The 26,255-nt window shown below is 58.5% G+C and carries 25 protein-coding genes; 10 read left to right on the top strand and 15 right to left on the bottom strand.

Annotation, left to right across the window (positions count from 1 at the left end; genetic code table 11):
• Positions 1 to 41 precede the first annotated feature (41 nt).
• Genes AC06G5_RS16090 through AC06G5_RS16080 form a run of 3 tightly spaced genes read right to left on the bottom strand, consistent with a single transcriptional unit; the run spans position 42 to position 2,819 of the window.
• On the bottom strand, positions 42 to 836 hold the full coding sequence (locus AC06G5_RS16090) for an ABC transporter substrate-binding protein (RefSeq protein ID WP_413426947.1): 795 nt from the start codon (positions 834 to 836) through the stop codon (positions 42 to 44).
• Between the two features lie 46 nt (positions 837 to 882).
• The gene (locus AC06G5_RS16085; protein WP_413426945.1) at positions 883 to 1,953 is read right to left on the bottom strand and encodes an isopenicillin N synthase family dioxygenase; all 1,071 of its coding nucleotides are present in this window, start codon (positions 1,951 to 1,953) and stop codon (positions 883 to 885) included.
• A 14-nt stretch (positions 1,954 to 1,967) separates the two neighbouring features.
• Positions 1,968 to 2,819 (bottom strand): sugar phosphate isomerase/epimerase family protein, encoded by an 852-nt coding sequence (locus AC06G5_RS16080; RefSeq protein ID WP_480457499.1) that lies wholly within the window; start codon positions 2,817 to 2,819, stop codon positions 1,968 to 1,970.
• A 543-nt stretch (positions 2,820 to 3,362) separates the two neighbouring features.
• On the opposite strand from AC06G5_RS16080, the gene AC06G5_RS16075 reads away from it, so the two are divergent.
• Positions 3,363 to 4,061 (top strand): ion channel, encoded by a 699-nt coding sequence (locus AC06G5_RS16075; RefSeq protein ID WP_413704710.1) that lies wholly within the window; start codon positions 3,363 to 3,365, stop codon positions 4,059 to 4,061.
• Positions 4,062 to 4,314: 253 nt separating this feature from the next.
• Positions 4,315 to 5,220, top strand: coding sequence for a hypothetical protein (locus AC06G5_RS16070; RefSeq protein WP_480457496.1), 906 nt, complete (start codon positions 4,315 to 4,317; stop codon positions 5,218 to 5,220).
• On the opposite strand, the gene AC06G5_RS16065 is transcribed toward AC06G5_RS16070, so the two are convergent.
• The 3 genes from AC06G5_RS16065 to AC06G5_RS16055 form a co-directional block, all read right to left on the bottom strand.
• Positions 5,196 to 5,456 (bottom strand): helix-turn-helix domain-containing protein, encoded by a 261-nt coding sequence (locus tag AC06G5_RS16065; protein WP_480457494.1) that lies wholly within the window; start codon positions 5,454 to 5,456, stop codon positions 5,196 to 5,198. The genes AC06G5_RS16070 and AC06G5_RS16065 overlap by 25 nt on opposite strands.
• A 16-nt stretch (positions 5,457 to 5,472) precedes the next feature.
• On the bottom strand, positions 5,473 to 5,979 hold the full coding sequence (gene msrA / locus AC06G5_RS16060; RefSeq protein WP_413704713.1) for a peptide-methionine (S)-S-oxide reductase MsrA: 507 nt from the start codon (positions 5,977 to 5,979) through the stop codon (positions 5,473 to 5,475).
• A gap of 340 nt (positions 5,980 to 6,319) precedes the next feature.
• On the bottom strand, positions 6,320 to 7,267 hold the full coding sequence (locus AC06G5_RS16055; protein ID WP_413704714.1) for a LysR family transcriptional regulator: 948 nt from the start codon (positions 7,265 to 7,267) through the stop codon (positions 6,320 to 6,322).
• A gap of 362 nt (positions 7,268 to 7,629) precedes the next feature.
• Between AC06G5_RS16055 and lysA the strand changes: the two genes are divergently transcribed.
• Complete coding sequence (lysA, locus tag AC06G5_RS16050; RefSeq protein ID WP_413704715.1) at positions 7,630 to 8,985, top strand: diaminopimelate decarboxylase; 1,356 nt, start codon at positions 7,630 to 7,632, stop codon at positions 8,983 to 8,985.
• Between the two features lie 462 nt (positions 8,986 to 9,447).
• Entirely contained in the window at positions 9,448 to 10,248 is an 801-nt protein-coding gene (locus AC06G5_RS16045) for an aspartate/glutamate racemase family protein (RefSeq protein WP_480457491.1), read from the top strand.
• Positions 10,249 to 10,341: 93 nt separating this feature from the next.
• Here AC06G5_RS16045 and AC06G5_RS16040 read toward each other — a convergent pair whose 3' ends face one another.
• The 7 genes from AC06G5_RS16040 to AC06G5_RS16010 form a co-directional block, all read right to left on the bottom strand.
• The gene (locus AC06G5_RS16040) at positions 10,342 to 11,985 is read right to left on the bottom strand and encodes an acetolactate synthase large subunit (protein ID WP_480457489.1); all 1,644 of its coding nucleotides are present in this window, start codon (positions 11,983 to 11,985) and stop codon (positions 10,342 to 10,344) included.
• Between the two features lie 74 nt (positions 11,986 to 12,059).
• Positions 12,060 to 12,452, bottom strand: a complete 393-nt coding sequence (locus AC06G5_RS16035) for a Rid family hydrolase (RefSeq protein ID WP_008062571.1) — start codon at positions 12,450 to 12,452, stop codon at positions 12,060 to 12,062.
• Between the two features lie 8 nt (positions 12,453 to 12,460).
• Positions 12,461 to 13,810 carry an MFS transporter gene (locus tag AC06G5_RS16030; RefSeq protein WP_413704718.1) on the bottom strand — a complete coding sequence of 450 codons (1,350 nt, stop codon included), beginning with the start codon at positions 13,808 to 13,810 and terminating at the stop codon, positions 12,461 to 12,463.
• Between the two features lie 87 nt (positions 13,811 to 13,897).
• Entirely contained in the window at positions 13,898 to 14,611 is a 714-nt protein-coding gene (locus AC06G5_RS16025) for an SDR family NAD(P)-dependent oxidoreductase (protein WP_413704719.1), read from the bottom strand.
• Between the two features lie 13 nt (positions 14,612 to 14,624).
• Positions 14,625 to 15,905, bottom strand: a complete 1,281-nt coding sequence (locus tag AC06G5_RS16020; RefSeq protein WP_480457486.1) for a flavin-containing monooxygenase — start codon at positions 15,903 to 15,905, stop codon at positions 14,625 to 14,627.
• A 124-nt stretch (positions 15,906 to 16,029) separates the two neighbouring features.
• Entirely contained in the window at positions 16,030 to 16,956 is a 927-nt protein-coding gene (locus AC06G5_RS16015) for a LysR family transcriptional regulator (RefSeq protein ID WP_413704721.1), read from the bottom strand.
• Positions 16,957 to 17,163: 207 nt separating this feature from the next.
• Positions 17,164 to 18,108 carry a DMT family transporter gene (locus AC06G5_RS16010; RefSeq protein WP_480457484.1) on the bottom strand — a complete coding sequence of 315 codons (945 nt, stop codon included), beginning with the start codon at positions 18,106 to 18,108 and terminating at the stop codon, positions 17,164 to 17,166.
• A 90-nt stretch (positions 18,109 to 18,198) separates the two neighbouring features.
• Here AC06G5_RS16010 and AC06G5_RS16005 point away from each other — a divergent pair, with 90 nt between their 5' ends.
• The 6 genes from AC06G5_RS16005 (at position 18,199) to AC06G5_RS15980 (ending at position 24,063) form a co-directional block, all read left to right on the top strand.
• A complete protein-coding gene (locus tag AC06G5_RS16005) occupies positions 18,199 to 19,134 on the top strand; it encodes a LysR substrate-binding domain-containing protein (RefSeq protein WP_480457482.1) in 936 nt (311 codons plus the stop codon).
• Between the two features lie 310 nt (positions 19,135 to 19,444).
• Complete coding sequence (locus AC06G5_RS16000) at positions 19,445 to 19,741, top strand: AzlD family protein (RefSeq protein ID WP_413704724.1); 297 nt, start codon at positions 19,445 to 19,447, stop codon at positions 19,739 to 19,741.
• Between the two features lie 74 nt (positions 19,742 to 19,815).
• Positions 19,816 to 20,454: a LysE family translocator gene (locus tag AC06G5_RS15995; protein ID WP_480457480.1), complete on the top strand. Its 639-nt coding sequence runs from the start codon at positions 19,816 to 19,818 to the stop codon at positions 20,452 to 20,454.
• A 206-nt stretch (positions 20,455 to 20,660) separates the two neighbouring features.
• The gene (locus AC06G5_RS15990) at positions 20,661 to 21,755 is read left to right on the top strand and encodes an alpha/beta hydrolase (protein WP_480457478.1); all 1,095 of its coding nucleotides are present in this window, start codon (positions 20,661 to 20,663) and stop codon (positions 21,753 to 21,755) included.
• 60 nt (positions 21,756 to 21,815) lie between these two features.
• Positions 21,816 to 22,871 (top strand): alpha/beta hydrolase, encoded by a 1,056-nt coding sequence (locus AC06G5_RS15985; RefSeq protein WP_480457476.1) that lies wholly within the window; start codon positions 21,816 to 21,818, stop codon positions 22,869 to 22,871.
• A 19-nt stretch (positions 22,872 to 22,890) separates the two neighbouring features.
• Complete coding sequence (locus tag AC06G5_RS15980) at positions 22,891 to 24,063, top strand: (R)-mandelonitrile lyase (protein WP_480457474.1); 1,173 nt, start codon at positions 22,891 to 22,893, stop codon at positions 24,061 to 24,063.
• Here AC06G5_RS15980 and AC06G5_RS15975 read toward each other — a convergent pair.
• Positions 24,051 to 24,944, bottom strand: coding sequence for a LysR family transcriptional regulator (locus AC06G5_RS15975; RefSeq protein ID WP_413704728.1), 894 nt, complete (start codon positions 24,942 to 24,944; stop codon positions 24,051 to 24,053). The genes AC06G5_RS15980 and AC06G5_RS15975 overlap by 13 nt on opposite strands.
• A 145-nt stretch (positions 24,945 to 25,089) precedes the next feature.
• Positions 25,090 to 26,223 carry an ATP-binding response regulator gene (locus AC06G5_RS15970; protein ID WP_413704729.1) on the bottom strand — a complete coding sequence of 378 codons (1,134 nt, stop codon included), beginning with the start codon at positions 26,221 to 26,223 and terminating at the stop codon, positions 25,090 to 25,092.
• Between the last annotated feature and the right edge of the window lie 32 nt (positions 26,224 to 26,255).

Here is a 26,255-nt window from a genome sequence, read left to right as displayed (position 1 = left end):
CGTGCAGGGACGGCAGATGACCAGACTACAAGGACAGGTTCTTATTGGGCAGCCGGCTCTTCCAGGCCATATTTCTTAAGGATAGCGGCGTATTCACCGCTCTTTTTCGTCTCTTCGAAGGCTTTTTGCAAAGCCTGGAAGGTTTCGTCGTTGCCTTTCTTGACGAAGATGCCCAGGGTTTGCTGATAGATCGGGTGCTCGGTGGTGATCACGACCCGGCCATTGGTTTTTTCCGCGATCATTTTTGCGGCACCGGCGATTTCAACCTGGGCCTGGATGTTTTTGGACAACAGGGCCTGGGTCACTTCGGGCGCAGAGGGGTACTCGCTGACGGTGATGGCGCCTTTGTTGTTCGGCACGCAGTAGTCGTCGGACAGCTTGCGGAACTCCTTGACCCAGGTAGTGCCCTGTTCCAGGCCCAGTTTCAAGCCGCACAGGTCCTCAGGCTTTTTCGCATTGATCTCGCTGCCCTGAGGCACCATGACCGCAGCACCGGTGTTGGCATAGGCGATGGTCTGGGCTTGAGTCTGGCGCTCCGGCGTGATGTACATGCCGGAAATGACCGCGTCGTACTTGCCGGAGTTCAGGCCCAGGATCAGGCTCGGGAACTTGGTGTCGACGAACTCCACCTTGCCGTTCATGTGTTTGGCCAGTGCCGTTGCCAATTCGGGGTCCGAACCCACCACGTTCTTGTCCTTGTCATAGGATTCGAAAGGAGGGTAAGTGATTTCCATGCCGACCTTGAACGTGTCCGCCGCGGCCATGCTTGCCGAGGCAGCGAGCATGCCGGTTGCCAATACAGCCAAGCTCAACAGGTTTTTTTTATTGTTTTTCATTATTTACTGACTCCGGCGTAGATAAGGATTTAACTGAAAACTTCAATCAGGACAGTTGAGCCTGATTTTTCAAATGTCCGAAACTGGCGGGCTTGCGTGCCTTGCCTGGCAGTTGAACTTCCCCGTTGGCCACCCTCTGGCGCAGATACTGATAGGTCTGCAGCGCCTGGCCATACATGTGTTCGCCGATCGTGATTTCTTCGTAGTCGTTGCCGGCCTGGGCGAACCCGGGCAGTGGTTTGATCTGGGTGTGATAGTCGCAGGCATAAAACAGCGGGAAGGAATAACGCTCCTCCTTCACGCTGCGCACCCGGTGCGCAGTGGCAACGAATGCGCCTGCCGTCATCACTTCCAGCATGTCGCCGATGTTGACCACAAAGGCATCGGCGATCGGTGGTGCATCGATCCATTGACCAAGGTTGTTCATCACCTCAAGGCCAGGTTTGTCGGCCAGGAGGATGGTGAAACACTCGTAATCAGTATGGGCGCCCAGACCCGGTGCGTCATGGGCCGCACCGTCGTAGGGGTAGTGGATCAGCCGGAGCTTGGACGGCGGACGGCTGACCAGGCTGTCGAAATAGTTTTCGTCCAGGCCCAGGGTCAGGGCGAAGCCGCCGAACAGGCGCCGGCCCAGGGCGAAGATCGCTTCATAGTAGGCCTGCACCGATGCCTTGAAACCTGCCAGCTGCGGCCAGTCGTTGGGCCCCAGCAATGGCGTATTGGCCAGCACCAGCGGGTCATCGGCCGGGACTTCGAAGCCGACGTCGAAGGCTTCCTTGTGGTCCGGCTTGCCTTTGGAATAGACCTCTTCGCCTTCGGGTACAAAGCCCTTGTGGGTTTGCGAGGTGCCGATGTAGTGCCGCATCTTGGTGTCGAAGGGCTGGTCGAAAAAGTCCTTGGCCGCCTTGCGCAGGTTGGCGATCAGTTGCGGGTCGATGCCGTGATGGGTGATATAGAGGAACCCGACTTCGCTGGCGGCACGCCCCAATTGTTCGGCCACGGCCAGGCGGTGTTCCAGTTCAACGCTGAACAGACCGGCGATGTCGACCACCGGGATGCTATTGAAGTTGGCTTTGTGTGTGTCAGTGCTGGCGCTGTTGTTTTTATTGTCAGGCATGACGCATCGGCTCCCTAAGGATGGCTTTTGTGGTGGAAACGCTCGAAGTGTTCGCGCTCGGTCTGGCCCATCCACACGTTCAATGACCACAGGTCGGCGACCGGGACATTGGTGAAGGGCAAATGATGCAGGTAGCCGTCGGCGCCGAATTCCGGGGTCAGGGTGCTGACCTGGTAACCACGGGCTTGCTGCGAGCGCCAGATGCTTTCCCAGTGCTGCTGATGGAACGCCAGTTCTTTTGCATATTCGGGGGCCGCCGGGTGCGGAACCTGCGGGCCCTGGTCGTAACCGACCCGCGCCTGGATATGGTGAACCCGCTCGACGAAAGCGCTCAGGTCATCGGCCGGGTCGTTCAACAGACGCTCGCAGGTCACCACCCAATGGCTGATGTCACTGGTGAACAACAGATCGGGCAGTTGCCGGATCAACTCCAGGGTTACCCAGGGGTTGAACAGCGAACGCGAGCGGTGGGTTTCGAAACTGCAGACCTGGCCGTGCTTGCGCGCCAGATCCAGTGCCTGGCCAAAAAAATCCACTTGTTGTGGCAAGGACCAGCGGTCGTTGCCCGCCAGTACGTTGACGAAGCGTGGACCGAGTTCGGCGGCCAGGGCGAGCTTGCGGTCCAGGTCATAGAGGTGCACTGCAGGCGTTGCCGACTGGTCGGGCAGTACGTCGTACGCGGTGAAGACGGTGCTGATATAGCCCAGGCGATTGGCCTGGAGAAACGCGCCAAACTCAGCCCGTTCACCGGCGTCCAGTGGCAGGCGTGCTTCCATGCCATCAAAGCCCGCCCGCAGCAACTCATCGAGCGCCTGAGCCTTGCTGGCGGTGTAACCCCACAGCGTGCGAAAGATTTCCAGCTTCATCGGTGATCCTCAAAAATCCCAGGGCCTGGTGCAAAAGCACTTCGACGGCACCAGACGGCTTGGCGATCAATGGTCAGCGGCAGCAGGGGACTTCGGATCCGGGTCTCTGCGTCATCTGATCCCACTGAGCGATACCGAGACTGGTTCGCTGTGGAGCCGATGTTAGGCACAGGCCGCACGACGAAAGAATCTGAAAACTCAAATGAATAGTTCAGATTTTCGTTAACAATTAGCTGGCTAATTATCGTGCTTGTCAGGAGGGATTTTTGCGGCGAGTACGTGTCTATGTTGGCTATTAGCGAGATGTGCCTTTATTACGGCATCATTTTGAAGAGTCCCAAGCGACAGCGGGCCGCTTAGGGGAGGGCTCCTGGTCGATTTCTGCCTGTCGTGAAGGGTAGAAATCGCCCCATGGCTGTCGGGCTGAATCCTCTCACCTGCATTCGCGACTAGAATTCCACTGCCGACAATTCTAAAGCCAGGCCAGATTTCAAAACTGCAGCGTCAGGTCTCGAGCGTTGTTTCTGTCTATGGGAAACCGGTATGACAAATCCGCAAGATAAAGCCGAATCCGACGAGGATTTAGGTCAGATGGTAATAGGACGAGGGCCCTGCACCTATCTATTGCTGCTCTTGTTAGGATTGATCCTCCTGTTTCCCTTTCTTGAGGAAGGTCTATTTGCCCGCACATCGCTTGGCATTCTGTTTTCAACCGTGCTGCTCGTGGGCGCTTTTGCCACCAGGCAGACTCAGCGGGGGTTCATCCTCAAACTGGGCCTGGCGTTGCTTGGGGTTGGCCTTCAATGGGCGGCGTTGTGGGCTGAGAGTGTCGCGATTCTTTTTCTTGCCGGGATATCTTATGCGGCGTCTCTTGCCGTCTCGTTTAGCGGGGTGCTTCGCTATATTCTCAAACGCGGACCGATTACCGCCGACAAGCTGCATGGCGCACTTGCGGGGTACATCATGCTGGCCTTCGTCTGGTCCTTCGTCTATGCCCTGGTCGAGATATCCAGCGCTGGCTCATTCGGCCCTGCCCACCTCGACTTCGGACAGCCCGGCACCTTCTTCAAACTGATCTATTTCAGCCTCACGACGCTCACGACCACCGGTTACGGTGATGTTCTCCCGTTGACCAACCACGCCCGCTCACTTGTGATGGTCGAAGAGTTTTCAGGCGTCTTTTATGTGGGTGTCGTGATAGCGCGGCTTGCCGGTCTTTATCCGTCGAATCAGACCAAGTGACTCTCGATTTGCCTGAGCCACCTCCGGGCATTAATGATTGAGTCGTCCCTGATTTAGTGGACATCTGCGACCTACTGCTCTTGGCCGTTAACTGCCTGCCAGGAACTGCCATAAACGCCCCATTCATGGCTTGAAGGTCGCCTGTTGCTCACGTCCCCAGGGCCTGATCCGTGCTTTTTCGCCCCACCTGCCACTTTCGCCACAATCGGCGTGGATCTAAAGTCAGGGGCGCACCTTCAGGGGACTTCCAGTCATGTACAGCTCGCTTGCCACACCGAGCACCGCTCGCCAATTGCATGACCGGATCTATGCTGGCGAGATCATTCGCTTCACTGACCTGCAGCCCATGACGGCGCTGGTGGAATATACACGTGCGTTCCTCGAAGACGCGCTGCATCCCTGGCCGCCGCAACAGATCCATCTCCATTTGAGCCACCCTGAGCAGACTGAGCGCTTTGCGAAAATTCAGAGCGACTTCGCAGGCTCGGCTGAGGTCCAGCAGCGCTGGCAGGACGTCGTGCAAAGCCTTGGCATCGCCCCCGATACCCTGGCGTGCGATCGCCTGCATTTGCGTTTTCAGCCGCATTGCGAGCCAGGGCTGTCGACGCCGCGTGCCCGCACGACGGCCACCATCGCGTTTCACCGCGATACCTGGGGGTCGAATATCTATGCGCAAACCAACTGGTGGGCGCCCATCTATCCCATCGCGGCAGGGCGTACCGTCGTCTTGTATCCAGGCCTCTGGCAGCGACCGCTGGGTAATTCGAGCGCAGATTTCGATATGCGCGCCATTTTGCAGCGATCCCATCGAGACGGCCGCAATACCGTGGATGCCGACGCAGCCATTCCGCACCTGCTGGAAGCGATCGACCCGCAGGAGGGGATTGCCGTCGATATCGCTCCGGGGAGTCTGATCGCCTTTTCCGGGGCTCATGCCCATGCCGGCGTCGGCAATAGCACCGGGCTGACACGCATCTCTTTCGAGACCCGATCAATACTGATCGCCGACCTGTTGGCCGGATTGGGAGCGCCCAATGTCGATGGTCACGCGCCTTGGAAGACTATTGGACTGTTTCGCCGAATGAACGATGCGCAACGCCTGAACGAGATCCTGGGCTGCGGCTTTATCGAGCCCTATCTGCGGCCAGCAGAGCCCTGACGCTGGCGCCGGTAGTCGCTTGTGGAAAGACCGATGTGCTTGCGAAATACAGGGGCGAAGTGACTGGGGCTGGAGTAGCCGACTTCATTGGCGACAGTGACCACGCTCAGCTTCGTTTCACGCAATAAGCGTGTGCGGCGTTTACCCCGAAGACGTCCTGCAGTGCCTCGTCGAATAGCGACGGGCCCGGCAGCACCATGACCACTTCGAAAGGTTCGGGGCGGGCACCTCTGCATCTCACAAGCGCGACTCTCAGGTGCGCTTGGGAAGCTTCCAGTTCGGGCGGATGAAGTGGCATGTGTAGCCATTCGGTATGCGTTCGAGGTAGTCCTGGTGCTCCGGTTCCGCTTCCCAAAAAGGCCCCGCCGGTTCGATTTCGGTGACTACCCGGCCTGGCCACAGGCGTGAAGCATCGACATCGGCAGCGGTGTCTTCGGCGACGTCGCGTTGCTGTTCGCTGAGGTAGTAGATCGCTGAACGATAGCTGGGGCCAAGATCATTGCCCTGACGGTTGGGCGTGCTGGGGTCGTGTATCTGGAAGAAGAACTCAAGAATCTGCCGGTAGCTGATCACGCCAGGGTCGAAGACGAGCTCGATGGCTTCAGCGTGATTGCCATGGTTGCGATAGGTGGCATTCGGCACATCGCCGCCGGTATAACCGACCCGCGTGTGCAGCACACCGGGATAGCGCCGTAGCAGATCCTGCATGCCCCAGAAGCAGCCGCCGGCGAGAATGGCAGTTTCGGTTTGTCTGGTCATGGTCTGTCCTTCCTCTCGGAGATGTTGGGTATAGCCAATGTTATGAGGGCGTGTTGGCCAATTCCAAGGTTTCGTGCAAACAGTACTGGAATGACCGTATATGGGGACCCAACTGGAGCCCGTCGGCCGCTCGGCAAGGGAGGAAATTGCCGAGTGCGTGGCAGCGCATTTTCCGTCCCTGGACCCCATCTCCATGCCGCTAAAAAATGCGTCTACACCATGAGCCCGGATGAGTCGTTTATCTTGGGGGAGTGGCTGTCCTGGGCGGTTCTTGGCGAGTCGCTGCAGCACATTGCCCCGGCTTTCTCCAGAGCTCGCTTCGATAAGACCGGGTGAGCTGTCACTGGTCTGGGTGCGGTCTGTTTTCGCTGTCAGTGATTGATTGGAGTTGACTGGTCAGCACCTGGCAGCAATGCCTCAATGAGCTGATGAAGTTGTCGACCAGCGGCGAATAGGGGCGATGCTGCGGGCGAACAACACTGACGGTGTACGGAATGGAAAGTGACAGCCCGCGAATTGTCAGCCCAAGTTTGGCGTAGGCCAGTGCTGTGAGCGGGTTGATGATTGCAATGCCGACCCCTAGGGCCACTGTCGCGCAGACCGCCGCTGCGCTGTGCGTTTCAACCACCAACTGTCTGTTGATTCCGAGGCTGTCGAAAAAACTGTCGATCTTGTTGCGATAGGGGTCGTTGGTCGCCAGAGAAATAAAGTGTTCGCCTTCAAAGTCCTCGGGGAACAGGACGGCTTTTTTACACAGTCGGTGGCCGGTGGGCAAGATGCAGACAATGTCCGACGTGAAGATGGTCTCCAGGTCTGTGCCACGGGGGGCCATGGTGTCCTCGATAAGCCCCAGATCAAAGCGCTGTGAAGAAAGCCACTCGTTGAGCAGGGGAGAGTCCTGGGGAGTGATGCTGACTCCCACGCCGGGATACTGATCGAGGAAATGTTTGCAGACAGTGGGCGCCACAGCCTGGGAGAAAGCAGGCAGGCAAACGATGGTGATTTGCCCGTGCTTGTACTGGCGAATGGCGTCAGCCGCTTTGGCTATCCGCTCAAGGCCAAAATAAGCCCTTTTGACTTCGTCGAAGAGCATCAGCGCTTGTTCGGACGGGATCAGTTTGGCATTGGCGCGTTTGAACAACGTCAACTGGGTCACCGACTCAAGCCTGCCCAGTTCTCGGCTGATTGTCGGCTGGGAGGTGCGCAGCAGGGCTGCGGCGGCTGTCGCGCTACCGGTCGTCATGACGGCCCAGAATATCTCGATATGCCTGAAATTCAGCGTTGCCATGGCGATCCTTGCCTCGGTGATGGGGAGGGTTTAACCATATCAGATATGAATCGATAATGAATAAATTGATATTTTTAATCTGACTGTACGTTGCAGATAATAGCCAGCAAGCAAGTTCAGTATTTAAGCAAGTGCCCTGGATTATTGGTGGTTATGGATAACACGATGAATTACAGAACGTTTGGCCGGCTGGGCTGGAAAGTCAGTGAAGTGGGTTATGGCATGTGGGGCATTGCCGGCGGCGTCATCGCTTACTTGCACAAGGGCGGCAGGTTGAATTGATTCGGTGACGCCTCGGCGTATGAATGACATTAAAAAAACATGCAATGACTATTTAACTGTCGTGTTTCAGAGAGGTTCGAATGGATGGGTTTAGCTACAAACAAGGTGTTCTGCATGCTGAAGGGGTGGACCTGGAAAGCCTGGCTGAAAAGTTGGGTACACCGTTGTTTGTCTATTCATTGAGTACCTTGGCGTTGCATTTGCAAAACATGCGTGACGCTTTTTTTATGATTGATCCGCTGATTTGTTTCTCGGTCAAAAGCTGCAGCAACTTGAGCATCCTGAAATTTCTGGTGGAGCAAGGCGCGGGTCTGGATGTCGTCAGTGGCGGCGAAATATATCGGGCCCTGTTGGCCGGTGCTCGTCCCGACTCCATTGTGTTTGCCGGTGTAGGCAAGTCTGCAGACGAAATCAGATATGCACTGGAGGCGGGGGTCTACCAGTTCAATGTCGAGTCCGAAGGTGAACTGGCAAGGATCGATACCATTGCCGGCCAGTGCAGTTGCAGGGCAAGGGTTTCTATCCGGATCAACCCCGACGTTGCTGACCGCGATACCCCGCAAAAAACCTCCACGGGAGGACGTCAGACCAAATTCGGCATTCCGGTGACACGGTCGGCGCGGCTTTACGCGGCGGGTTTGTACGGCAACGTCGACGTTGTCGGAATCCATGCACACATTGGCTCGCCTATCCATGACAGCGCATCCTATCTGGCTTGCATTGATGTCATCGAGAAGCTGCTGGATGAGGTGGAACAGGCGGGCGGCAGCGTCGAAACGATCAATATCGGTGGTGGCTTTCCAGCCATATACGAAAGTTCCCATTCCGATAGCATTTCATTGCAGGAAATGGGCAGCGTCATCTGTCACCGATTGCTGGGGCTCAAGGCGCGAGGCCTGCGGTTCGTGATCGAACCTGGCCGCTCTATCAGCGCCAATGCCGGCGTGCTGTTGACCGGCGTCGAATACATCAAGGACGGTTGGGACCGTCAGATCGTCATTGTCGATGCCGGCATGAACATCTTGCTCAGACCCACGCTGTACGGTGCCCACCACGCCACGTGGCCGATTCGATACGACCATTTCAACGGGCACTGGACGCATGCGACCAATCCTTCGCAGGTCCGGCCAGAGACGTCATTGTCGTCGGTGGATGTGGTTGGGCCGATTTGTGAAACAGGGGACTTTCTAGCGCTGTCGCGTCCACTGCCGACGCTTTCGGAGCATGACACCCTGGCCATTTTTTCGGCGGGTGCCTACGCAATGAGCATGGCCAGCCAATACAACTCGAAAGTTCGTCCAGCTGAAGTGGTGGTCACGGGCGAGCACTATCAAGTTGTGCGTCAGAGAGAGCGCTACGAGGATCTCGTTGCCCGGGAGATGGTCGGCATTGAAACAGTCAGGTCTGACGCTAAAAGTTTGAGGCGGGTCAAGTAGCCCTCTCTTTTTTGATTAATGCAGTTGGAAGTCACTGTGGACAATGAGCCGTTTTGGTTTGTTTTTTTGTTTTCGGCACTCCATACACAGGCGTCAGGCCAGCAACCCGTACCGTGTAATCATAAGGGTGGCTGCTAGCGGTCAGGGATGATCGCTTCTGGCCGATTTCTGCCTCTGGCTAGGGGCCGCAGTCGACCCGAAGCGGACGGTGGCTACAGGCGACAAATAGCCGACTTCTGTCTGTCTAAAACAAACGCAAGCGACCGAAAATGGTCGGTGAAAACCGACACTTTCAGATATAGGCATCGCCTATACAGCGTACTGGAAACGTCCTGTTCATCCCCTCGCGTGAAGAGCGCAACAATGCTCCACGGCACTCCGTATTCGATGCACCCAGTATCGTGCCCCTTCCAACCGGCGACTTAATTCGCTGGTCCTTCTGTCCGACAGGAATGCCACTTCATGAAGCTTTGCTGGATTCATCCCACGGGCCGCAATTCGGCTCTTGAACCTTTGTGGAACGCCATCCACGACACAGTCTGCAGCACGCTGGCGCGAGGTACGGAGCTTGATTTTCGCTTCCTCGACAACAGCGGTGGTTTTACCCGTTCGCTGTACGCCGAGCATCTGAACTCTGTATTGATGGTGGAGGCAGCAATCAAGGCTCAATCCGACGGTTATGACGGGGTGTTCCTCGGTTGCTGGAACGATCCACTGTGGGAAGCCAGGGAAATGCTCGATATCCCGGTGGCATCGGTCGGCGAGCAGTCGATGCTGGCTGCGCTCACCATGGGACAGCGATTTGCGGTAATCACCGTGTCGGAGAAAACCGCCGTGACCATCGAGCGGGATATCATCGGCTATGGTCTGACCGAGCGTTGCATCCGCCGGCCGGTGCGCTCGATCCAGCCATTTTCGGATGCCCAATTGCTGCTTGAGGCTACACATTCGCCGGCTGAACGCTTTATTCCGAGGCTGGAAGCAGTGGCGCATCAATGCATCGCCGAGGGTGCGGACGTCATTTTGGTGGGCTGCGCTTATTATGGGCCGCTGTTGCGCCGTGCCGGTTATCGGCAGGTGCAGGGCACGGAAGTTCCGGTAGTGGATTCGTCGACGGTGGCGCTTAAATACCTGGAGGCCATGGTGGGTATTGCCCGGTGCACCGGGTTGGTAAAAAGCGGTGCAAACCTGTTTGCCGGCATTGCACCGGCGTCCATTGCCCAGGCGCGTAAGGCGTTGGGTCTTTTGCCTATAGGCGATTAGAAAACAAGATCGCAGCCTCGTTTCACTCGACAGCTCCTCCAGGGATTTACTTTCTGTAGTGGCTGTCGAGCGTAACGAAGCTGCGATCTTGTGTCAGACGCTGGCGCTCAGGGTTTTGATGTCATGCAGCAAAATCTGTTCGTTGTCCGAGTAATCCACGGGGCAGTCGATCACGTGAACACCTGGGGATTGCAGACACTGGGTGACCAGCGGGGCGAAACTCGCTGCGCTTTCTACCCGGTGGCCGTGGGCGCCGTAGCTCTGGGCGTAGCGCACGAAGTCGGGGTTGCCGTAGTCCAGACCGAAGTCAATGAAGCCCATCTGTTGCTGCTTCCAGCGGATCATGCCGTAGGCGTCGTCGCGCAGGATGATGACGACCAGGTTCATGTTCAGTCTTACGGCGGTTTCGATTTCCTGGCTGTTCATCATGAACCCGCCGTCGCCGCAAACTGCCACGATTGGCGTGTCGGGGTATACCAGGCGTGCGGCCATGGCTGAAGGCAGACCCGCACCCATGGTCGCCAGGGCGTTATCCAGCAGTACCGTATTCGGCATATAGGCCTTGTAGTTGCGGGCGAACCAGATTTTGTAGATGCCGTTGTCCAGGGCGACGATGCCATCGGATGGTAGTACTGCGCGCAGGTCCGCCACCAGGCGTTGCGGATACACCGGGAAGCGTGCGTCGTCGCTGCCTTCTGCGACATGGGCCTCATTGGCTTCGCGGATGGTCAGCAGGCGTTCGAAGTCCCAGGTGGGCTGCACTTCGATGCTTTCCTTGATTTGCCAGACGGCGTTGGCGATGTCGCCCACCACTTCGATCTGCGGGAAGTACACTGGGTCGACCTCGGCGGAACGGAAGCTGATGTGCAACACTTCGGTCCCGCCACGGACCATGAAGAAGGGCGGCTTCTCGATCACGTCGTGGCCGATGTTGACGATCAGGTCGGCGGATTCCAGCGCGCGATGCACGAAATCACCCGCCGACAGCGCCGCGTTGCCGAGGAAGCGCGGATGGCGCTCATCCACAACACCCTTGCCCATCTGGGTGGTGATGAATGGGATGCCGGTTTTTTCGATCAGTTGACGCAAGACCCGCGCGGTCATTTTGCGGTTGGCGCCGGCACCAATCACCAGCACCGGGCTGCGCGCAGCTTCGAGCTTGGCGACGGCGGCGCTGATGGCCTTGTGTTCGGCTACCGGGCGACGGTTCAGGCTTGGGGCTATGGGCGTGCTCTCGGTGTACTCGGCGGCAATGTCCTCGGGAAGCTCCAGGTGCACCGAGCCCGGTTTCTCTTCTTCGGCCAGGCGAATAGCTTCGCGGATGCGCGAAGGAATGTTATCTGCCGAGGCCAGTTGGTGGGTGTACTTGGTGAGCGGCGCCATCATGGCGCACACGTCGAGAATCTGGAAACGACCTTGCTTGGATTTCTTGATCGGTTTCTGGCCGGTGATCATCATCATCGGCATGCCACCCAGATAGGCGTAGGCACTGGCAGTTACCAGGTTGGTTGCGCCAGGACCGAGGGTGGACAGGCACACACCGGTCTTGCCGGTGAGGCGGCCATAAGTTGCGGCCATGAAACCCGCAGGTTGCTCATGACGGGTCAGGACCAGCTTGATTGATGAGCGCGAAAGTGAGTCCAGCAGGTCCAGGTTTTCTTCACCGGGAATACCGAACACGTACTCCACACCTTCGTTTTCCAGACACTTCACAACTAACTCGGCAGCTTTGATCATGATGGGGTCAGCCTTTTTGCGGGTCAAAAAAAGGCCGCGACAGGGTCGCGGCCTCTGTGGTGAATCGCGAACTTTCAGTCAGCGACGATGGCGTAGGTTTCGATTTCAACTTTCTGCCAAGGTCGCAACATCGAGTCCACCTGGATCAGGCTGCTGGCCGGGCGGATGCCGTCGAACACTTCGCTGTGGGCCTTGGCCACAATCGCGGCATCGTTGATGTCGCGCAGGTACACCACTGTGCGCACTACGTCTTCAACACTCATCTCGGCTTCGGCCAGGACTTTTTTGACCGTGCCGAGAATGGCCTGGGCCTGTTCATAGGCATTGCTGTGTTCGTAGTCGGGCGATGCGCAGGTGCCGGAAATGTGCAGATGGTTGCCCACGCGTACCGCACGGGAATAACCGAACACCGATTCATACTGGCCGCCCGAAGAAATGTTTTGCCGCGATGCTGTTTTGCTGGTCATGTCGTGTCTCATTTTGGGAGGGGTTTACCGGTGGAATCCTTGACGAACAGGATCGAAATCAGGCCGACCACTGCACCGGCGATCAGGTACCAGGCGGGAATCATCTGATTGCCGGTGGTGGAGATTAGCCAGGTGTTGATCAGCGGGGCGGTGCCGCCGAAGAGCGAGACAGCAATGTTGTAGCTGATGGCCAGAGCGCTGTAGCGCACTCGAGCACCGAACAGTGAAGTCAGGGTCGCGGGCATCGCACCTTCAAAAAACAGTTGCGACAGGGTTAGCGTCAGCAAGGCTGCGAACAGGAAACCGACCTGTCCGGTATGCAGCAGCATGAAGCAGGGGAACGCCATCACGATCAACAGCACGCAGCCACAGATGATCATGCGGTTACGGCCGAAACGATCAGCCATATGGCCGGAAACGGGGATCAGTACGAGCATGAACAGGGTGGCCGCCAGCCCCAGGGACAGGCTGAAGCTGTTGCTGTAGCCGAGCACGTTTTCCAGGTAGCCGGGGATGTAGCCAAGCACGATGTAGTAGGTGACGTTGAACACGGTCACCAGCCCCATGCACTTGAGCATCTGTGGCCACTCGCTGACCATCAGGCTGAAGAGACTGGTTTTCTCGCCTGAGGTCGACTTTTGCAGCGCTTCGTTCTTCTGGATTTCCTTGAACACCGGGGTTTCTTCCAGGCCCAGTCGCAGGTACAGCGCAATCAGGCCGAGCACACCACCGATGGCGAAAGGTACACGCCAGCCCCATTCGCTCATGGCTTGTTCACCCAGCGCGAGGGTAAACAGGCTGACCACGGCACCGCCGATCAGGAAACCTGAGATGTTGCCGAACTCCAGCCAGCTGGTGAAATAGCCGCGGCGCTTGTCCGGACTGTGCTCAGCGATGAAGGTGCAGGAACCGCCGTATTCGCCGCCGGTAGAAAGACCCTGTAGCAGTCTCATCAGTACCAGGAGAATGGGCGCGAATATCCCGATGCTGGTATAGCCGGGAATCAAGGCGATGGTGAAGGTCGCGATGGCCATCAGCGAAATACTGAGGGACAACGCGGTACGACGCCCGTATTTGTCGCCGATTGGGCCAAAGATCACGCTACCCAGCGGACGGATCAGAAAGCCGGCGGCGAAAGTCGCGTAGATCGCCATCAGTTGAGTGGCGTGATTTTCAGAGTGGAAAAACGTTTTGCCGATGATGCCTGCCAACGAGGAGTACAGCGCAAAGTCGAACCATTCGACCATGTTGCCAAGTGTCACGCCGATGACGGCTTTTGACAGACGTTTGCGCGATTGCTCGACTGGCGCATCATTGCTGGAAAACTCAGGAATCGCGGTAGCGTGTAATTCGCCCATGATATTGCCCTCTGTAGTATTTGTTAGTGAGGCAGCAGTCAATAGGAGGAGCAGGCCCACGTCTGGCGCGTGGGGCCTGCGCTCAGGTCAGCGCATGAACACACCGCCGGCGATGCACAGCGATTCGCCAGTGATGTAGGAAGGTTTGGCACTCAGTTGCCAGACCCAATCTGCGATTTCTTCAACGCGCGCCGCGCGTTTCAAGGGGATGGACTCGATGGCGGCTTCGATGCGCCCGCCGGCTCGGGTCCCTTCAGTGTCGACCCAGCCAGGTGCGAGAGCGTTCACCACAATGTTGTGGTCGGCGAGTTCGATGGCCAGGGAGCGTGTCATTGCCACCACCGCTGCTTTTGAGGCGCTGTACAGCAGCTGGTTTTTGGAGACGGTGAACGCATCGACCGAGGCGAAAAACACGATGGCACCACCGCCGGCCGCTTTCAGGTGACGCGTGCCGATGCGGGCGATATTTAATGAGCCTAGTACGTTGATGTCGAAAATTTTCCGGTACAACGACTCGCTGTAACTTTCCAGGCACGAGGTGGGGAAGATCCCCGCCGCGTTGACGACCGCCCGCAGCGGCGCCTTGCCGTCGAGGGCCGCGTCGATGGCGCCGGTCAGCGCTTCTTCGCGGGTAATGTCGCCGACGACCGGCGAGAAAAGGGCGCTCGGGGCTTGCTGGCTCGGCGTTACATCGACGGCGACAACGTGCCAGCCTTCATCTTGAAAGCGTTGCGCGACGGCCTGGCCCATGCCCGAAGAAGTGCCGGTCACGATGACGCTGGAGTGAGGTGCATTGTTCATAGTAGTCGTCCGATCAGGCGATTTCAGGGAGGGAGTGGGGCAGCAGGGCCAGTTCCATGACGTCCAGTTGGCTCTGGGTGTCCTGGTAGTTGCTCAGCCATTCGCGTTTGACGATATCGATGCGCGATTCGGCCGCTTGCAGCTTGGCGAACTTGCCGGCCAGGCCTTTCATGCCGGCGGCGCGCAGCTTGAGGAAACGCATGACCAGTTTGGTCTGGTCGCAATACACCGGCCATTGCGGACCACGCGGCGCGCCTAGGCCAATGTAGAACAGGCCTTCAAGGTTGGTCGGCAAGGTCATCGCCGCGGTGCGTAGCGGGGCGCCGTTACGCCAGTGCAGTAAGCTTTCATCGAGGAACGGCAGGCGAGTGTTGAACCCTGTAGCCCAGACGATGGTGTCGTAGTCGCCCTGACTGCCATCGGTGAAGGTGACGGTTTTGCCTTCGATGTTTTCGATCCCCGGAGCGACTTTGATACGACCATGCTGGATCCAGTACAACAGCAGGGTGTTGACCACAGGCGGCTGCGCATCCAGGTCGTAAGTTTCCGGGGCCGGCATGCCGGGGTAATTTTTGTGTGTGCCGACGCTGGCCATGATCAGCATGTTCATGACCATGTTCTGCTGCTCGGGCGGCAATTGCCCGAGGAAAGGCAACTCGCCACGCGGCACGCCGAAAATAGTCTTGGGTTGGAACAACTGGCCGCGACGGATAACGATGGTGGTATCCAGGCGCGCCTGGGCGGCATCCACAGCCAGGTCGCAGCCGGAGTTACCGAAGCCAACGACCAATACTTTGCCTTTCACCTGTTCGACGTTGCGGTACTCACCGGAATGGATCGACACACCGGTAAAGCGCTGGCCGACCTCCGGGACCTTGCAATCCCACAGGTGACCGTTGGCAACCAGTACACCGGCGTAGTGCTTGCTGGTGCCGTCGGCGAGGGTCACTTGCCAACCGGCTTCGCCGTTCTCGCCCAGCGGGACAAGGCCGCGAACTTCGGTATTGAAAGAGATTTTCTCGCGCAGGCCGAAGGTGTCGGTGTAGGCGTTCATGTACGCCTTGACCTGGTCGCGGCTCGGATAAACCGGGTAGTCCGCCGGCATGGGGAAGCCGTCGAAGCAGGAACTGCTTTTCGGGGTGATCAGGTGCAGGGCGTCGTAGTCGGTGTTCCAGTGACCGCCGATGTTCCCGGACTTTTCAAAACAGTCCACCTGGAAACCAGCGTCGGTCATGGTCTTCAGTGCGGCGAGACCAGCGGCCCCGGCGCCAATGATGCAATAGTGATTGGACATTATGACTCCCCATTCCTCGAACGTTGGAAGCGCCTGTTGTTGGCGTCCGTGGTTTGAGTATCCGTCCACGCAATGGACGGATGAATGGGCTAAGCCATGTGTGTCCTATAGGTATCGCCTATGGCTAGATGGATTCCAGATGGGCGTAGAGATTCTGGATGCGGCTCAAGTGGCTGCGCATCAAGTTGATCAGCACCCGAGTGGGTGGTGAGATGGGGGTGTCGTGTCGATGGATGAAACCGAATACTTCGAAGATGGGCGGGGTAATGGGCACCCAGCCAAGGCGGTCGTTGAAGCCCAACTGGTGCAAAATGGGACGGGTCGCAATGACATCGCCCAGCCCGCGTGCCGCGAGTTCGAACCCGGTGATCTGATGCTCCACCTCGATAATCGGGTCCAGTACTTCACCGCCTTTGGCCGCCAGTTGCGCCAATAACCGGCGAATCGGATCGCCAGTGCTCCAGCGCGCCTCGGTCAGGATCAGGGGCGCCACGGCCAGGTCGCTGATGGTTTTAGGACCTTTCAGCCGCTCAGGGTCTGCGCTGATGTAGCCTACCTGGGCCGACCACACCGGCTCGCTCACCGCGAGGTTCTGCTGCTTGATGGGCAGCATGACCAGACCCGCTTCAAGCTCGCCCTGGCTGACCAGTTCGGCGATCTCCGAAGAGTTGTAGCCCACGATTTTGATGCGCATGTCCGGGTGCTGCATGCGGAATTGCTCGATCAGGTCCGTCAGAAAGTAATGGTGCGCCGTACCGAAGGTGCCAAAACTCGCCACGCCTCCGGATAACTCCCGCACGGCTTGCACCGCTTCATAACCCTGTCGAGCCGCCGTCACCATTCCTTGGGCAAAAGGCTGCAAGCGCCGTCCCGCCTCGGTCAACATCAACCGGCGGTTAGTGCGGATAAAAACATGCGTGCCGAGGTGTTCTTCCAGTCGCAGAATCTGCTCGGAAAGCGAGGGTTGTGAAATATGCAAACTCTCTGCGGCCTTGGAAAACGTACCGTGCTCGATGGCGGCAAGAAAGTAGTGGAGTTGTTGCAGCGTCATAGAGCAGACCCATCACCGATTGTGAAATCAACATGACACAGTTTCGTGGTATCGCGAAGCGGGTCTAATCCGTGATGCAGGAAATCCCCCTGATAGGTTTGTACATTGTTGGATGACCGGTTGAATCCACAGCCGTTTGCTGCCCGTCGCGACAGGCAGAAAACGACCCATTGCCGATCAGCACCGGAAGAAAACGGCCAGCAGCGGCTACGGTTCAGCATGTGTCACCGGCACCATTCGGTGACGCTTCGCCGCCCAGATAACCCCACCCACCAACAACACGATTGACGTCACCTCCATCAAGCCAGGCACCCGCTGGCTGAACAGAAAACCGTATACACAGGCAAACAGCGTTTCGAACACGATCATCTGGCCACTCAACGACGTGGCCATTCGACGCGAGCAGGCATTCCACAACCCATTGGCAACCCACGAACCACAGAGTGCCAGGAACAGGCAGACCCACAGCAAAGTCATCCAGCGGCTGCTTTCAACCTGAGCGGGTACCAGGTTCGGGAAAAGCATCAAGGCAGCGATGCCGAACACGACCGCCACGACGCCCGTCACGATGCCCAACAGCGTCGACCATTCGCTGCTGTTGAAATGGCTTTGTTTGAGATAACGGGCATTGTGGGTGGCGTACCACGACCAGCAGACAACACCGCTGAATCCGCAGGCAAGGCCCAGCAACTGGGAAGACAGCGAGGTACTCACCGCCCGCGCGCCTGAATGTTCCAGACTGACCGATACGATGCCCAGGAATACCAGCAACAAGGGCAGCTTGAGCTTTGTCAGGGGCAGGGACCCTGTATCGCCACCCCCCAGAAAGGTAATGGCAACCGGCATCATGCCGTTGATGAGGGCGGCGGCAGTCACCCCGCTCAGTTGTACGGAAGCGCCCAGCAGCGCGTAGTTCAGGATGTTTCCGGTTAATGAAAGACGAAGCAGCATCAAGGCATCGCGGCGCGTCAACTGTGAGAGCAGGCGGGATACAATCGGTAAAGCCACGAGGAGCGAGATCAGCCCGTACATCGCAAACCGCACACTGCTGATCAGCACGGTATTGAATTCCGGCAGCAACGAAGGGGCGATAATCACCCCACCCCAGATGGCACCCGCCAATATCGCAAATAAAATCCCGCTATTCATCATCTCTGCTCTGGCAGGCTGTTTAGCGGCATTCTAGCCATGGTATATAAGCGCAACCTGCGATAAAAAGTTGGCCACCCATTCCTGTGCGGAATGTCGTGCCATGGTCACCCGCCGAGGAGAATCCTGATCAACCGTTACCTGCGCACCTTGCCCCCATTGGAGACCCTGATCACGTTTGAGGCGGTGGGGCGACATGCCAGCTTCACGGGTGCGGCTGGCGAGCTATTTCTTACCCAGAGTGCCGTGAGCAAACAGATGCGCCAGCTTGAAGATTGTATGGGCGTTCCGCTTTTCGAGCGCAAACCACGGGGTGTCAGGCTGACCAGCGCAGGAGATGAGTTGCTGATGACAGTCAATGTGCTCCTCGCCACGATGTACCAAAGCGTCACGCGAATTCGCAATGCCCATCAGTCCAACGCCGTCTCGGTGCTGGCGACCCACGCCCTGGCCCAGTTCTGGCTGTTCCCGAAGCTGATCGAATTCAACAAGGCGTACCCCGACATCGCCGTGCATGTCCACGCGATCAACGAGTTCGATGAGGCCAGCCTCAATGATTTCGACGTGGGCATTCTCTATGGTTCTGGCGAATGGCCCTCGCTGGACAGTGATTTCCTGCTGCCGGAAATTGTCTATGCGGTGGCTCATCCTTCACTGGAAGTCTCGGGGATAAAGACGCTGGAACAATTGGCGCAGGCCAACCTGGTGCAAATCGACACTTGCGCCTGGCAGTGTCTGGACTGGCATCAATGGTTCGGCCACTTTGGCATCGACTACATACCGCGGGACAAAGCCCCGGTCTTCAACCAGCTGACGTTGGCGTATCGGGCCGTTCAGCAAGGCATGGGCATCGGCCTGGCGTGGACGTTCATGGCTGATGAAGCGCTGGCCAAGGGGGAATTGCAGCGGGTTACGTCTTTCGAATGCGTGACTGGCAATGGCGAATTCCTTGTATCGCTGAAACATCGCAAGCGTTCTGCCTCTGCGGAGATATTTCGGCAGTGGCTCCTGGGATCAATGGGCGACTGACTAGCCAAAGCGAGCGGTCACAGGTGCCAATCAGCGGCGGTTAATCGTGTGCAGGCTTCGCACGCCTTCAACCCATCTTATCCAACCATTGCGACATCAACAGAGCGAGCTTTTCAGGCTGCTCCAATGGAATCCCGGCGGTCTTCATCGTGCCGCTCAGGGGGATGTGGAAAGGCCCGCGGTTGGCCTTTTCCTGGTTGATCAGTCTGCTCGTTGCGATCCTGGTCTACCTTACGGTACCCGGCGCCTGGTTCGTGTTTGCTGGCGTCATCGCCAGGATGCTATTCACTTGCCTGCGGGCGATAGAGCCATGATCAGCATGGCGGCTTTGCTGACGATCGTGGGCATGGCGTCAGCCACCTATGCAACACGCCTGGCGGGATATCTGCTGCTGCGCAAACGCAAGCTCGGGCCACGTGCCCACGCGGTCATGGAGGCCGCACCGGGGTGCGTGCTGATCTCGGTGATCGCTCCACACTTCGTCTCGCCTCATCCTGAAGAGTTGATTGCATTGGGCATCACACTGGTTGCCGCGTGGCGGTTACCGATGCTGTTCACAGTCGCTATTGCTGTGGCGTCGCTGGCGGTGCTCCGGTTGCTCCTGTAGGTGATGAGTAATTTGCATCATCAGGCAACGAAGCCTTCGGTAGTATGCCTTCAATTTTCTACGAGACTGGAACCATGGACCCGAACACTATGCTGGCATTTACCCTGGTCGCCGCGATTGCCATCGCCAGCCCGGGGCCTGCGACACTGATGGCGATCAACAACAGCCTCGCCCATGGCCAACGCAGCGCAATGTGGTCCTCGCTGGGCAATGCCAGTGGCCTGTTCTGCCTGTCGGCGGCTGCGATGCTGGGGTTGGGGGCACTGCTTGCCAGCTCCGAAGGGTTGTTCAACATGGTAAAGATCGTCGGTGCCGGGTATCTGTTCTACCTTGGGGTGAGGCAGTTGCTCAACAAGACGCCGCTGCTGGCTGATGGCATTCAGGAGGGGCAGCGCCTGCGGCCCACACGACTAAAACTGTACAGGTCGGCGTTTTTTACCGCGCTCTCCAACCCCAAGGCGACTCTGTTTTTTACGGCGTTGTTCCCGCAGTTCATCGACCAAGGCGCGGCCCTGTTCCCACAATTTCTGATCCTGACCGCGATTTTCATGGCGCTCTCGGTGTCGTCGTTGAGCCTGTATGCCGCACTGGCCTCGCGTGCCAAGGGCGTGCTGGTACGACCCGAGTTGTCCCGCTGGGTTAGCCGGGTGGTGGGGGTAACGTTCATCGGGTTTGGGGCTGCGATTCTCGCTATACGTAGGCAGACGGCCTAAGCCATGAGTGTTGATGAATGGCCGCTATTGGCTGTCACGAAGGGCTGCTTCCGGCCCAGGTTCACCACTTGCGCAAGTGGTGAACTTTTCGTACTGCCAATCAGACTTATGTGAATCTGGTATCAGTGCTATGTGATTGGCGCGCTTTATCGATTAATCGATGACAGGTAATTTGCTTCCCGGCGATATCAGACCGAGAGCAAGTCATGATCCAGAGCTTCATCCGTCAATGCGTGCCCGCCGCGGCAAAGGCCGGCAGTCTTTGTTTCGCACTGGGCGCCGGGGCGTGTGTCGGCGCTGACGATCACGCCCCGCTGATCATCAAGGATCAGGGCAGCCTCACTGCCGGCGGTGGATCGATCACTCAGCCGGGAACCTTCGACCCCTACAAACCGTTGATGCCCGATGGCCAGACCTATCACGGCGATCATGTGTATGCGTTCTATCAGGTTCCCGTCGGCGCTCGTCCGCTGCCGATTCTCATGCTGCATGGCGCGGGGCAGTCCGCGAAGTCCTGGGAGACAACGGCCGACGGCCGTGAAGGGTTCCAGAACATTTTCCTGCGGCGGGGATTCTCCACGTACCTGATCGACCAGCCGCGCCGTGGCGATGCGGGACGCAGCCTGGTTGAAACGACGATCAAACCGGTGCCGGACGAGCAACTGTGGTTCAACCAGTTTCGCATCGGCCTGTGGCCCGAGAGTTTCGAAGGCAGCCAGTTTCCACGTGGGCAGACGGCGCTGGAGCAGTTCTTTCGGGCGATGACGCCCAATACCGGACCCTACGACATTGACGTCGTATCCAATGGCGTGTGCGCTCTGTTGGAAAAGACCGGTCCGGCCATCTTGTTTACGCATTCCCAGGGTGGCGGCCCCGGTTGGCTGGCGGCGATCAAAAGCTCGAACGTGCGGGCCATCGTGGCGTTCGAACCGGGCAGCGGTTTCGTGTTTCCAGAGGGGGAGGTGCCCGCACCGATTGCCAGCGCGTTCGACACGCTCTCTGGCCTGGCCGTATCGGCGGATCAGTTCAAAGCACTGACCCGAATCCCCATCGTTATCTTCTACGGCGACAACATCCCCGACCAACCCGTTCGGCTACCGGCCCAGGACAGTTGGCGCGCACCGCTCGAGATGGCGCGCCTGTGGCGCGATACGGTGAATCGCCATGGCGGTGACGTCAGGCTCGTTCACCTGCCGGAGATCGGTATCAAGGGCAATAGCCACTTTCCTTTTTCGGACATTAACAACGTCGAGATCGCGGATCTGGTTTCGCGGTTTCTCGCTGAAAAACATCTGGATTGACCAGGAGCGCGGCGATATCGGCCGCCCCTCACACACATTTGAAATATCAGGAGTATTCCCATGATGCGAACCACGCTCAAGGCCACGTTGATGGCCGCCATGATCGGGATGTCCGGTGCCGAAGCCGAAGCCGGCGACTACAGGAAGAATCCATTCACGTTGACCTACGGTGGCGCGCTGACGAAGAACGAACCGGGCAAGGTCAACATCCATCCGGTCACCTACAAGCTCGATGGCCTGGACATTGCCGCCAACGTTTACACCCCGGCGAACTATGATGCGGCGAGAAAATACCCGGTCGTCGTCGTGGCGCACCCCAATGGTGGGGTGAAGGAGCAGGTTGCGGGCCTGTATGCCCAGCGTCTGGCGGATCAGGGTTACATCACGATCACGGCGGATGCGGCGTATCAGGGGGCCAGTGGTGGTGAGCCGCGCAATGTCGACAAACCGGCGCATCGCATCGATGACATCCATGGCATGGCGGACTTCATTGCCGGCTATCCCGGCGTCGACAGCAAGCGTCTGGGCTTGCTGGGTATCTGCGGCGGTGGCGGTTATTCATTGGCGGCGGCGCGGACCGACAAGCGCTTCCAGGCGATTGCGACCTTGAGCATGTTCAACTCCGGGCTGGTTCGCCGAAATGGCTACCAGGATTCGCAGCTGTCGACGATCCAGGATCGCTTGCAGCAGGCGTCGGCGGCCCGCGCCCAGGAAGCGGCGGGTGGGGAGGTGCTCTACGTCGGTGATGCCAGACTGACTGATGAGCAGATTGCCAGGCTGCCGTTCGATCTGTACCGACAGGGCTTCGAGTACTACGGCAAGACCCACGCTCACCCCAACTCGACCTTCCGTTACACCCAGAGCAGCCTGATGGACCTGATGAGCTTCGATGCCACGGATCAGATCGAGCTGATCGACAAGCCGTTGCTGATGATTGCAGGCAGCAAGGCCGACAGCCTGTACATGTCGCAACAAGCCTTTGCCAAGGCCACCGGTACCCAGGACAAAAAACTGTTCACCATCGATGGCGCGACCCACATCGACACCTACTGGGTGCCTGCGTATGTGGACGTCGCAATGGGCCAGTTGACCGCGTTTTACGCCGGAACGCTCTGACTTGAAGGGATACGTCCTCATGAAGAACACCTTGATAGGCATCGCGGTGTGCGCCGCGGCGCCTTTTGCCGACGCCGTCGGTGCAGACAATGCCAGTGAGTCCCGGGCTGTGCAGCAGATTAGCCGGGCGGGCAGTCAGGCTTCGGTTGCGGGCCCCGCGGACTATTTCACCGGGCGGGTACGCGTCGATCCCTTGTTTCCCGCCACGGACGAGATCAATGCTTCCGGTGCTTATGTCAGCTTCGAAGCGGGCGCGCGCTCGGCCTGGCATACCCATCCCGCAGGACAGCGATTGGTGGTGACTTCCGGCGTGGGGCGGGTCCAGGAATGGGGCAAGCCGGTGCAGGAAATCCGCCCGGGCGACGTGATCGTCTGCCCGCCGGGCGTCAAGCACTGGCATGGCGCCGCTGCGACGAGCGCCATGACGCACCTGGCCGTGACGGGCTCGGTGGATGGCAAGAGTGTGCAATGGCTGGAGAAAGTGACCGACGAGCAATACAACGCCCAAGGTTCGCAGGCACCGCAAGCCCAGACTGCGACCCAACCGGTGTCCGGGACGCTGTCCGCCAGGCAACAGGCCATCCCGTTGATGGCCGCCGCCATGGCCACGAGCAACATGTCCGCGCTCAATACCGCATTGAATCAAGGGCTGGATGCCGGCCTCACGGTCAGCGAGGCGAAGGAAACTCTGGTGCAGCTCTACGCCTACAGCGGCTTTCCACGCAGCCTCAATGCACTCGGCGAGTTGATGAAGGTGGTCGAGGCATGCAAGCAACGCGGCGTTCAGGACGATCCAGGGCGCGAGCCCGGCCGGGTCATTCCCGTCGGCGATGAACTGCTGGCGGCGGGCAAAGCCAATCAGACGCGAATCGCCGGTGCGCCGGTGCAGGGCCCGTTGTTCGACTTCGTTCCCGTCATCAACCAGTACTTGCAGGCGCATCTGTTTGGCGACATCTTCGAGCGTGACAACCTGGACTGGCAAAGTCGTGAACTGGCCACCGTCGCGGCTTTAGCCGTCACTCCCGGTGTCGAGCCGCAACTGCGCTCGCACATGGCTGCCAGCCTGCGGGTCGGCCTGACGGCTGCGCAGTTACGTCAGCTGGTTCAACTGCTGGCTGACCAGGGTGATGCCGCCGCGGCCAAGCGCGCCGGTGAAGCGCTGGATAGCGTCCAGCCTAATCAACCCAGATAGCGCAGGGCTTCGCGCAGCAAGGTGAAGGCCGGTGAACTCTGGCGCCGGCTCGGATAATAGAGGTGGTAGCCAGCAAAGGGTTCGCACCAGTCCTGGAGCACGTGAACCAACCGACCTTGCGCTACATGCTCCAGCACCAGGTCCTCCGGCATATAGGCCAGTCCCAGTCCCTGGAGGGCCGCCTCCAGGCGCATGGCGATGTTGTTGAACACCAGTTGGCCTTCGACCCGTACCTTCAGTTCTTGTCCGTCTTTTTCGAACTCCCAGAGGAACAGGCCGCCGTAAGTCGGCATGCGCAGGGTGATGCAGTTGTGCATCATGAGGTCACTGGGGATGACTGGTTTGGGATAACGGGTGAAATACGCCGGAGAGCCCACCACCGCCATGCGCATGTCAGGGCCGATGCGCATCGCGATCATGTCCTTGGCGACTTGCTCGCCCAGGCGCACACCGGCATCGAAGCCTTCCGCGACGATGTCGGTCAAGCCGTAGTCGACGATGATTTCGATATTGAGATCGGGATTATCGGGCAGCAGCTTCGCCAGCACAGGATGCAACAGCGTAATCGCCGAGTGCTCACCCGCCGTGATGCGCAATTTGCCGGCCGGCTTGTCGCGGAACTCGCTGAGCAATGCCAGCTCACTGTCGATTTCTTCGAACCGGGGGGCGATCACCCGCAGCAAATGCTCGCCGGCTTCGGTGGGGGAGACGCTTCGCGTGGTGCGAGCAAGCAACCTGACCCCCAGTCGCTCCTCCAGCTGACGCATCGCCCGGCTCAAGGCCGGTTGAGACATGCCGAGCCTGGCGGCGGCGCGGGTGAAACTGCGCTCCTGGGCCACGGCCGAGAAGATCGCGAGTTGGTCATAGCTTTCGACGGTCATTCATGCGCCCCTGTTATAAACAGTTTGCGATTATGCCATCTGTGCGATTGATCGTCCGGTCTCTTGGGGAGCGACGATTAAAATACACCGCCCCTGGTTGGCCGGTCTGAAAGGCCCGGGCCATAGTGTTTCAATGCCATCCGGGTCAGTCGAGTGGCAGCGATATCGTCAGTCTCGTTCCTTTGTGCGGTGCGCTGTCGATGGTGAATTCCCCGCCCAGCATGCTGATGCGTTCCTTCATCCCCACCAGTCCGAACGAGTTCAATTTTTTGCGATCGGTCATGCCTACGCCATTGTCTTTGATCTGTAGGTAGAGTCGGCGACCGTCCCTGTAGAGTTCGATATGCACCTGTGTCGCTTGCGCGTGCCGGGCAATGTTCGACAGCGACTCCTGCACGATACGAAACAGTGTCGTGGCGGATTTTTCATTCAGCTCGCAACGCAAATCCTGGTCTTTCACCGACATCGTGCAATCGACCGCGCTGCGCTGGCGGAACTCTTCAAGTTGCCACTCGATCGCTGCCTGCAATCCCAGATCGAGTACGGGCGGCCGAAGTTCATTGATGATACTGCGGACACTGCGGATGGCTGTATCGAGGTGATTCAGCGCATCGCTGGCCTTTTCGTTGAGCTTGGGGTGCATGGTACTGGTGCGCGCCTGCAACATGGAGACATCGATTCGCAACGCCAGCAGACTCTGTCCCAGCTCGTCATGGATGTCGCGTGCGATGCGCTTTCGCTCTTCTTCCTTGATGTGCTCCTGATAGGAGGCCAGCTCACGCAGTTGCAGCTTCGATTGCAGCAATTCTTCGGCCTGCATCGTCAGTTTGCGCTGCAGGTAGAACAGGTCGACAAACACCCGGATCTTGGCGCGAAGAACTTCGGCCACAATCGGCGAGAAGATGTAATCCACTGCGCCGGACGTATAACCGCGGAAACGCTCGGTATCCGTATCGGCCTCGGCTGTGACGAAGATGATGGGCGTGTGGGCCGACTTCGGGCGGCCGTGAATCAGTGCCGCGGTTTCAAAACCGTCCATCACGGGCATTTTCACGTCGAGCAGGATGACTGCGAAGTCGCGCTGCAATAGCAGGCGCAGTGCCTCGCGCCCGGAAGTCGCCGTGGCAATATCCAGGCCCATGTCGGCAATCACCGCGGCCAGCGCCGTAAGCTTGGCGGGGTTGTCATCCACCAGCAACACCGATGCTGGCACGCCATCAGGCGGGAGCGGTTGCCGCACCTGGGTTATCTCTTTGAGTACCGGGGGTTCCTGCTGCATATTTATGCCACTTCAGTTTGCGCCAGCGTCTC

This window comes from Pseudomonas sp. WT-JTC (assembly GCF_056711565.1).
Note: the sequence above shows the minus strand (reverse complement) of the source record. Positions and strands in the feature narration are given on the sequence as shown.

Excerpts from the sequence above, each read along its gene's own strand:
- AC06G5_RS15980 (WP_480457474.1), top strand. The coding sequence starts at position 22,891 with ATGAAGAACACCTTGATAGGCATCGCGGTGTGCGCCGCGGCGCCTTTT.
- AC06G5_RS15970 (WP_413704729.1), bottom strand. The coding sequence starts at position 26,223 with ATGCAGCAGGAACCCCCGGTACTCAAAGAGATAACCCAGGTGCGGCAA.
- AC06G5_RS16080 (WP_480457499.1), bottom strand. The coding sequence starts at position 2,819 with ATGAAGCTGGAAATCTTTCGCACGCTGTGGGGTTACACCGCCAGCAAG.
- AC06G5_RS15990 (WP_480457478.1), top strand. The coding sequence starts at position 20,661 with ATGATCCAGAGCTTCATCCGTCAATGCGTGCCCGCCGCGGCAAAGGCC.
- msrA (WP_413704713.1), bottom strand. The coding sequence starts at position 5,979 with ATGACCAGACAAACCGAAACTGCCATTCTCGCCGGCGGCTGCTTCTGG.
- AC06G5_RS16040 (WP_480457489.1), bottom strand. The coding sequence starts at position 11,985 with ATGATCAAAGCTGCCGAGTTAGTTGTGAAGTGTCTGGAAAACGAAGGT.
- AC06G5_RS16025 (WP_413704719.1), bottom strand. The coding sequence starts at position 14,611 with ATGAACAATGCACCTCACTCCAGCGTCATCGTGACCGGCACTTCTTCG.
- AC06G5_RS16045 (WP_480457491.1), top strand. The coding sequence starts at position 9,448 with ATGAAGCTTTGCTGGATTCATCCCACGGGCCGCAATTCGGCTCTTGAA.
- AC06G5_RS16005 (WP_480457482.1), top strand. The coding sequence starts at position 18,199 with ATGTCGTGCCATGGTCACCCGCCGAGGAGAATCCTGATCAACCGTTAC.
- AC06G5_RS16070 (WP_480457496.1), top strand. The coding sequence starts at position 4,315 with ATGTACAGCTCGCTTGCCACACCGAGCACCGCTCGCCAATTGCATGAC.
- AC06G5_RS16035 (WP_008062571.1), bottom strand. The coding sequence starts at position 12,452 with ATGACCAGCAAAACAGCATCGCGGCAAAACATTTCTTCGGGCGGCCAG.
- AC06G5_RS15995 (WP_480457480.1), top strand. The coding sequence starts at position 19,816 with ATGGACCCGAACACTATGCTGGCATTTACCCTGGTCGCCGCGATTGCC.
- AC06G5_RS16055 (WP_413704714.1), bottom strand. The coding sequence starts at position 7,267 with ATGGCAACGCTGAATTTCAGGCATATCGAGATATTCTGGGCCGTCATG.
- AC06G5_RS16000 (WP_413704724.1), top strand. The coding sequence starts at position 19,445 with ATGATCAGCATGGCGGCTTTGCTGACGATCGTGGGCATGGCGTCAGCC.
- AC06G5_RS16090 (WP_413426947.1), bottom strand. The coding sequence starts at position 836 with ATGAAAAACAATAAAAAAAACCTGTTGAGCTTGGCTGTATTGGCAACC.
- AC06G5_RS16030 (WP_413704718.1), bottom strand. The coding sequence starts at position 13,810 with ATGGGCGAATTACACGCTACCGCGATTCCTGAGTTTTCCAGCAATGAT.
- AC06G5_RS16010 (WP_480457484.1), bottom strand. The coding sequence starts at position 18,108 with ATGATGAATAGCGGGATTTTATTTGCGATATTGGCGGGTGCCATCTGG.
- AC06G5_RS15975 (WP_413704728.1), bottom strand. The coding sequence starts at position 24,944 with ATGACCGTCGAAAGCTATGACCAACTCGCGATCTTCTCGGCCGTGGCC.
- AC06G5_RS15985 (WP_480457476.1), top strand. The coding sequence starts at position 21,816 with ATGATGCGAACCACGCTCAAGGCCACGTTGATGGCCGCCATGATCGGG.
- AC06G5_RS16085 (WP_413426945.1), bottom strand. The coding sequence starts at position 1,953 with ATGCCTGACAATAAAAACAACAGCGCCAGCACTGACACACACAAAGCC.
- AC06G5_RS16075 (WP_413704710.1), top strand. The coding sequence starts at position 3,363 with ATGACAAATCCGCAAGATAAAGCCGAATCCGACGAGGATTTAGGTCAG.
- AC06G5_RS16065 (WP_480457494.1), bottom strand. The coding sequence starts at position 5,456 with ATGCAGAGGTGCCCGCCCCGAACCTTTCGAAGTGGTCATGGTGCTGCC.
- AC06G5_RS16015 (WP_413704721.1), bottom strand. The coding sequence starts at position 16,956 with ATGACGCTGCAACAACTCCACTACTTTCTTGCCGCCATCGAGCACGGT.
- AC06G5_RS16020 (WP_480457486.1), bottom strand. The coding sequence starts at position 15,905 with ATGTCCAATCACTATTGCATCATTGGCGCCGGGGCCGCTGGTCTCGCC.
- lysA (WP_413704715.1), top strand. The coding sequence starts at position 7,630 with ATGGATGGGTTTAGCTACAAACAAGGTGTTCTGCATGCTGAAGGGGTG.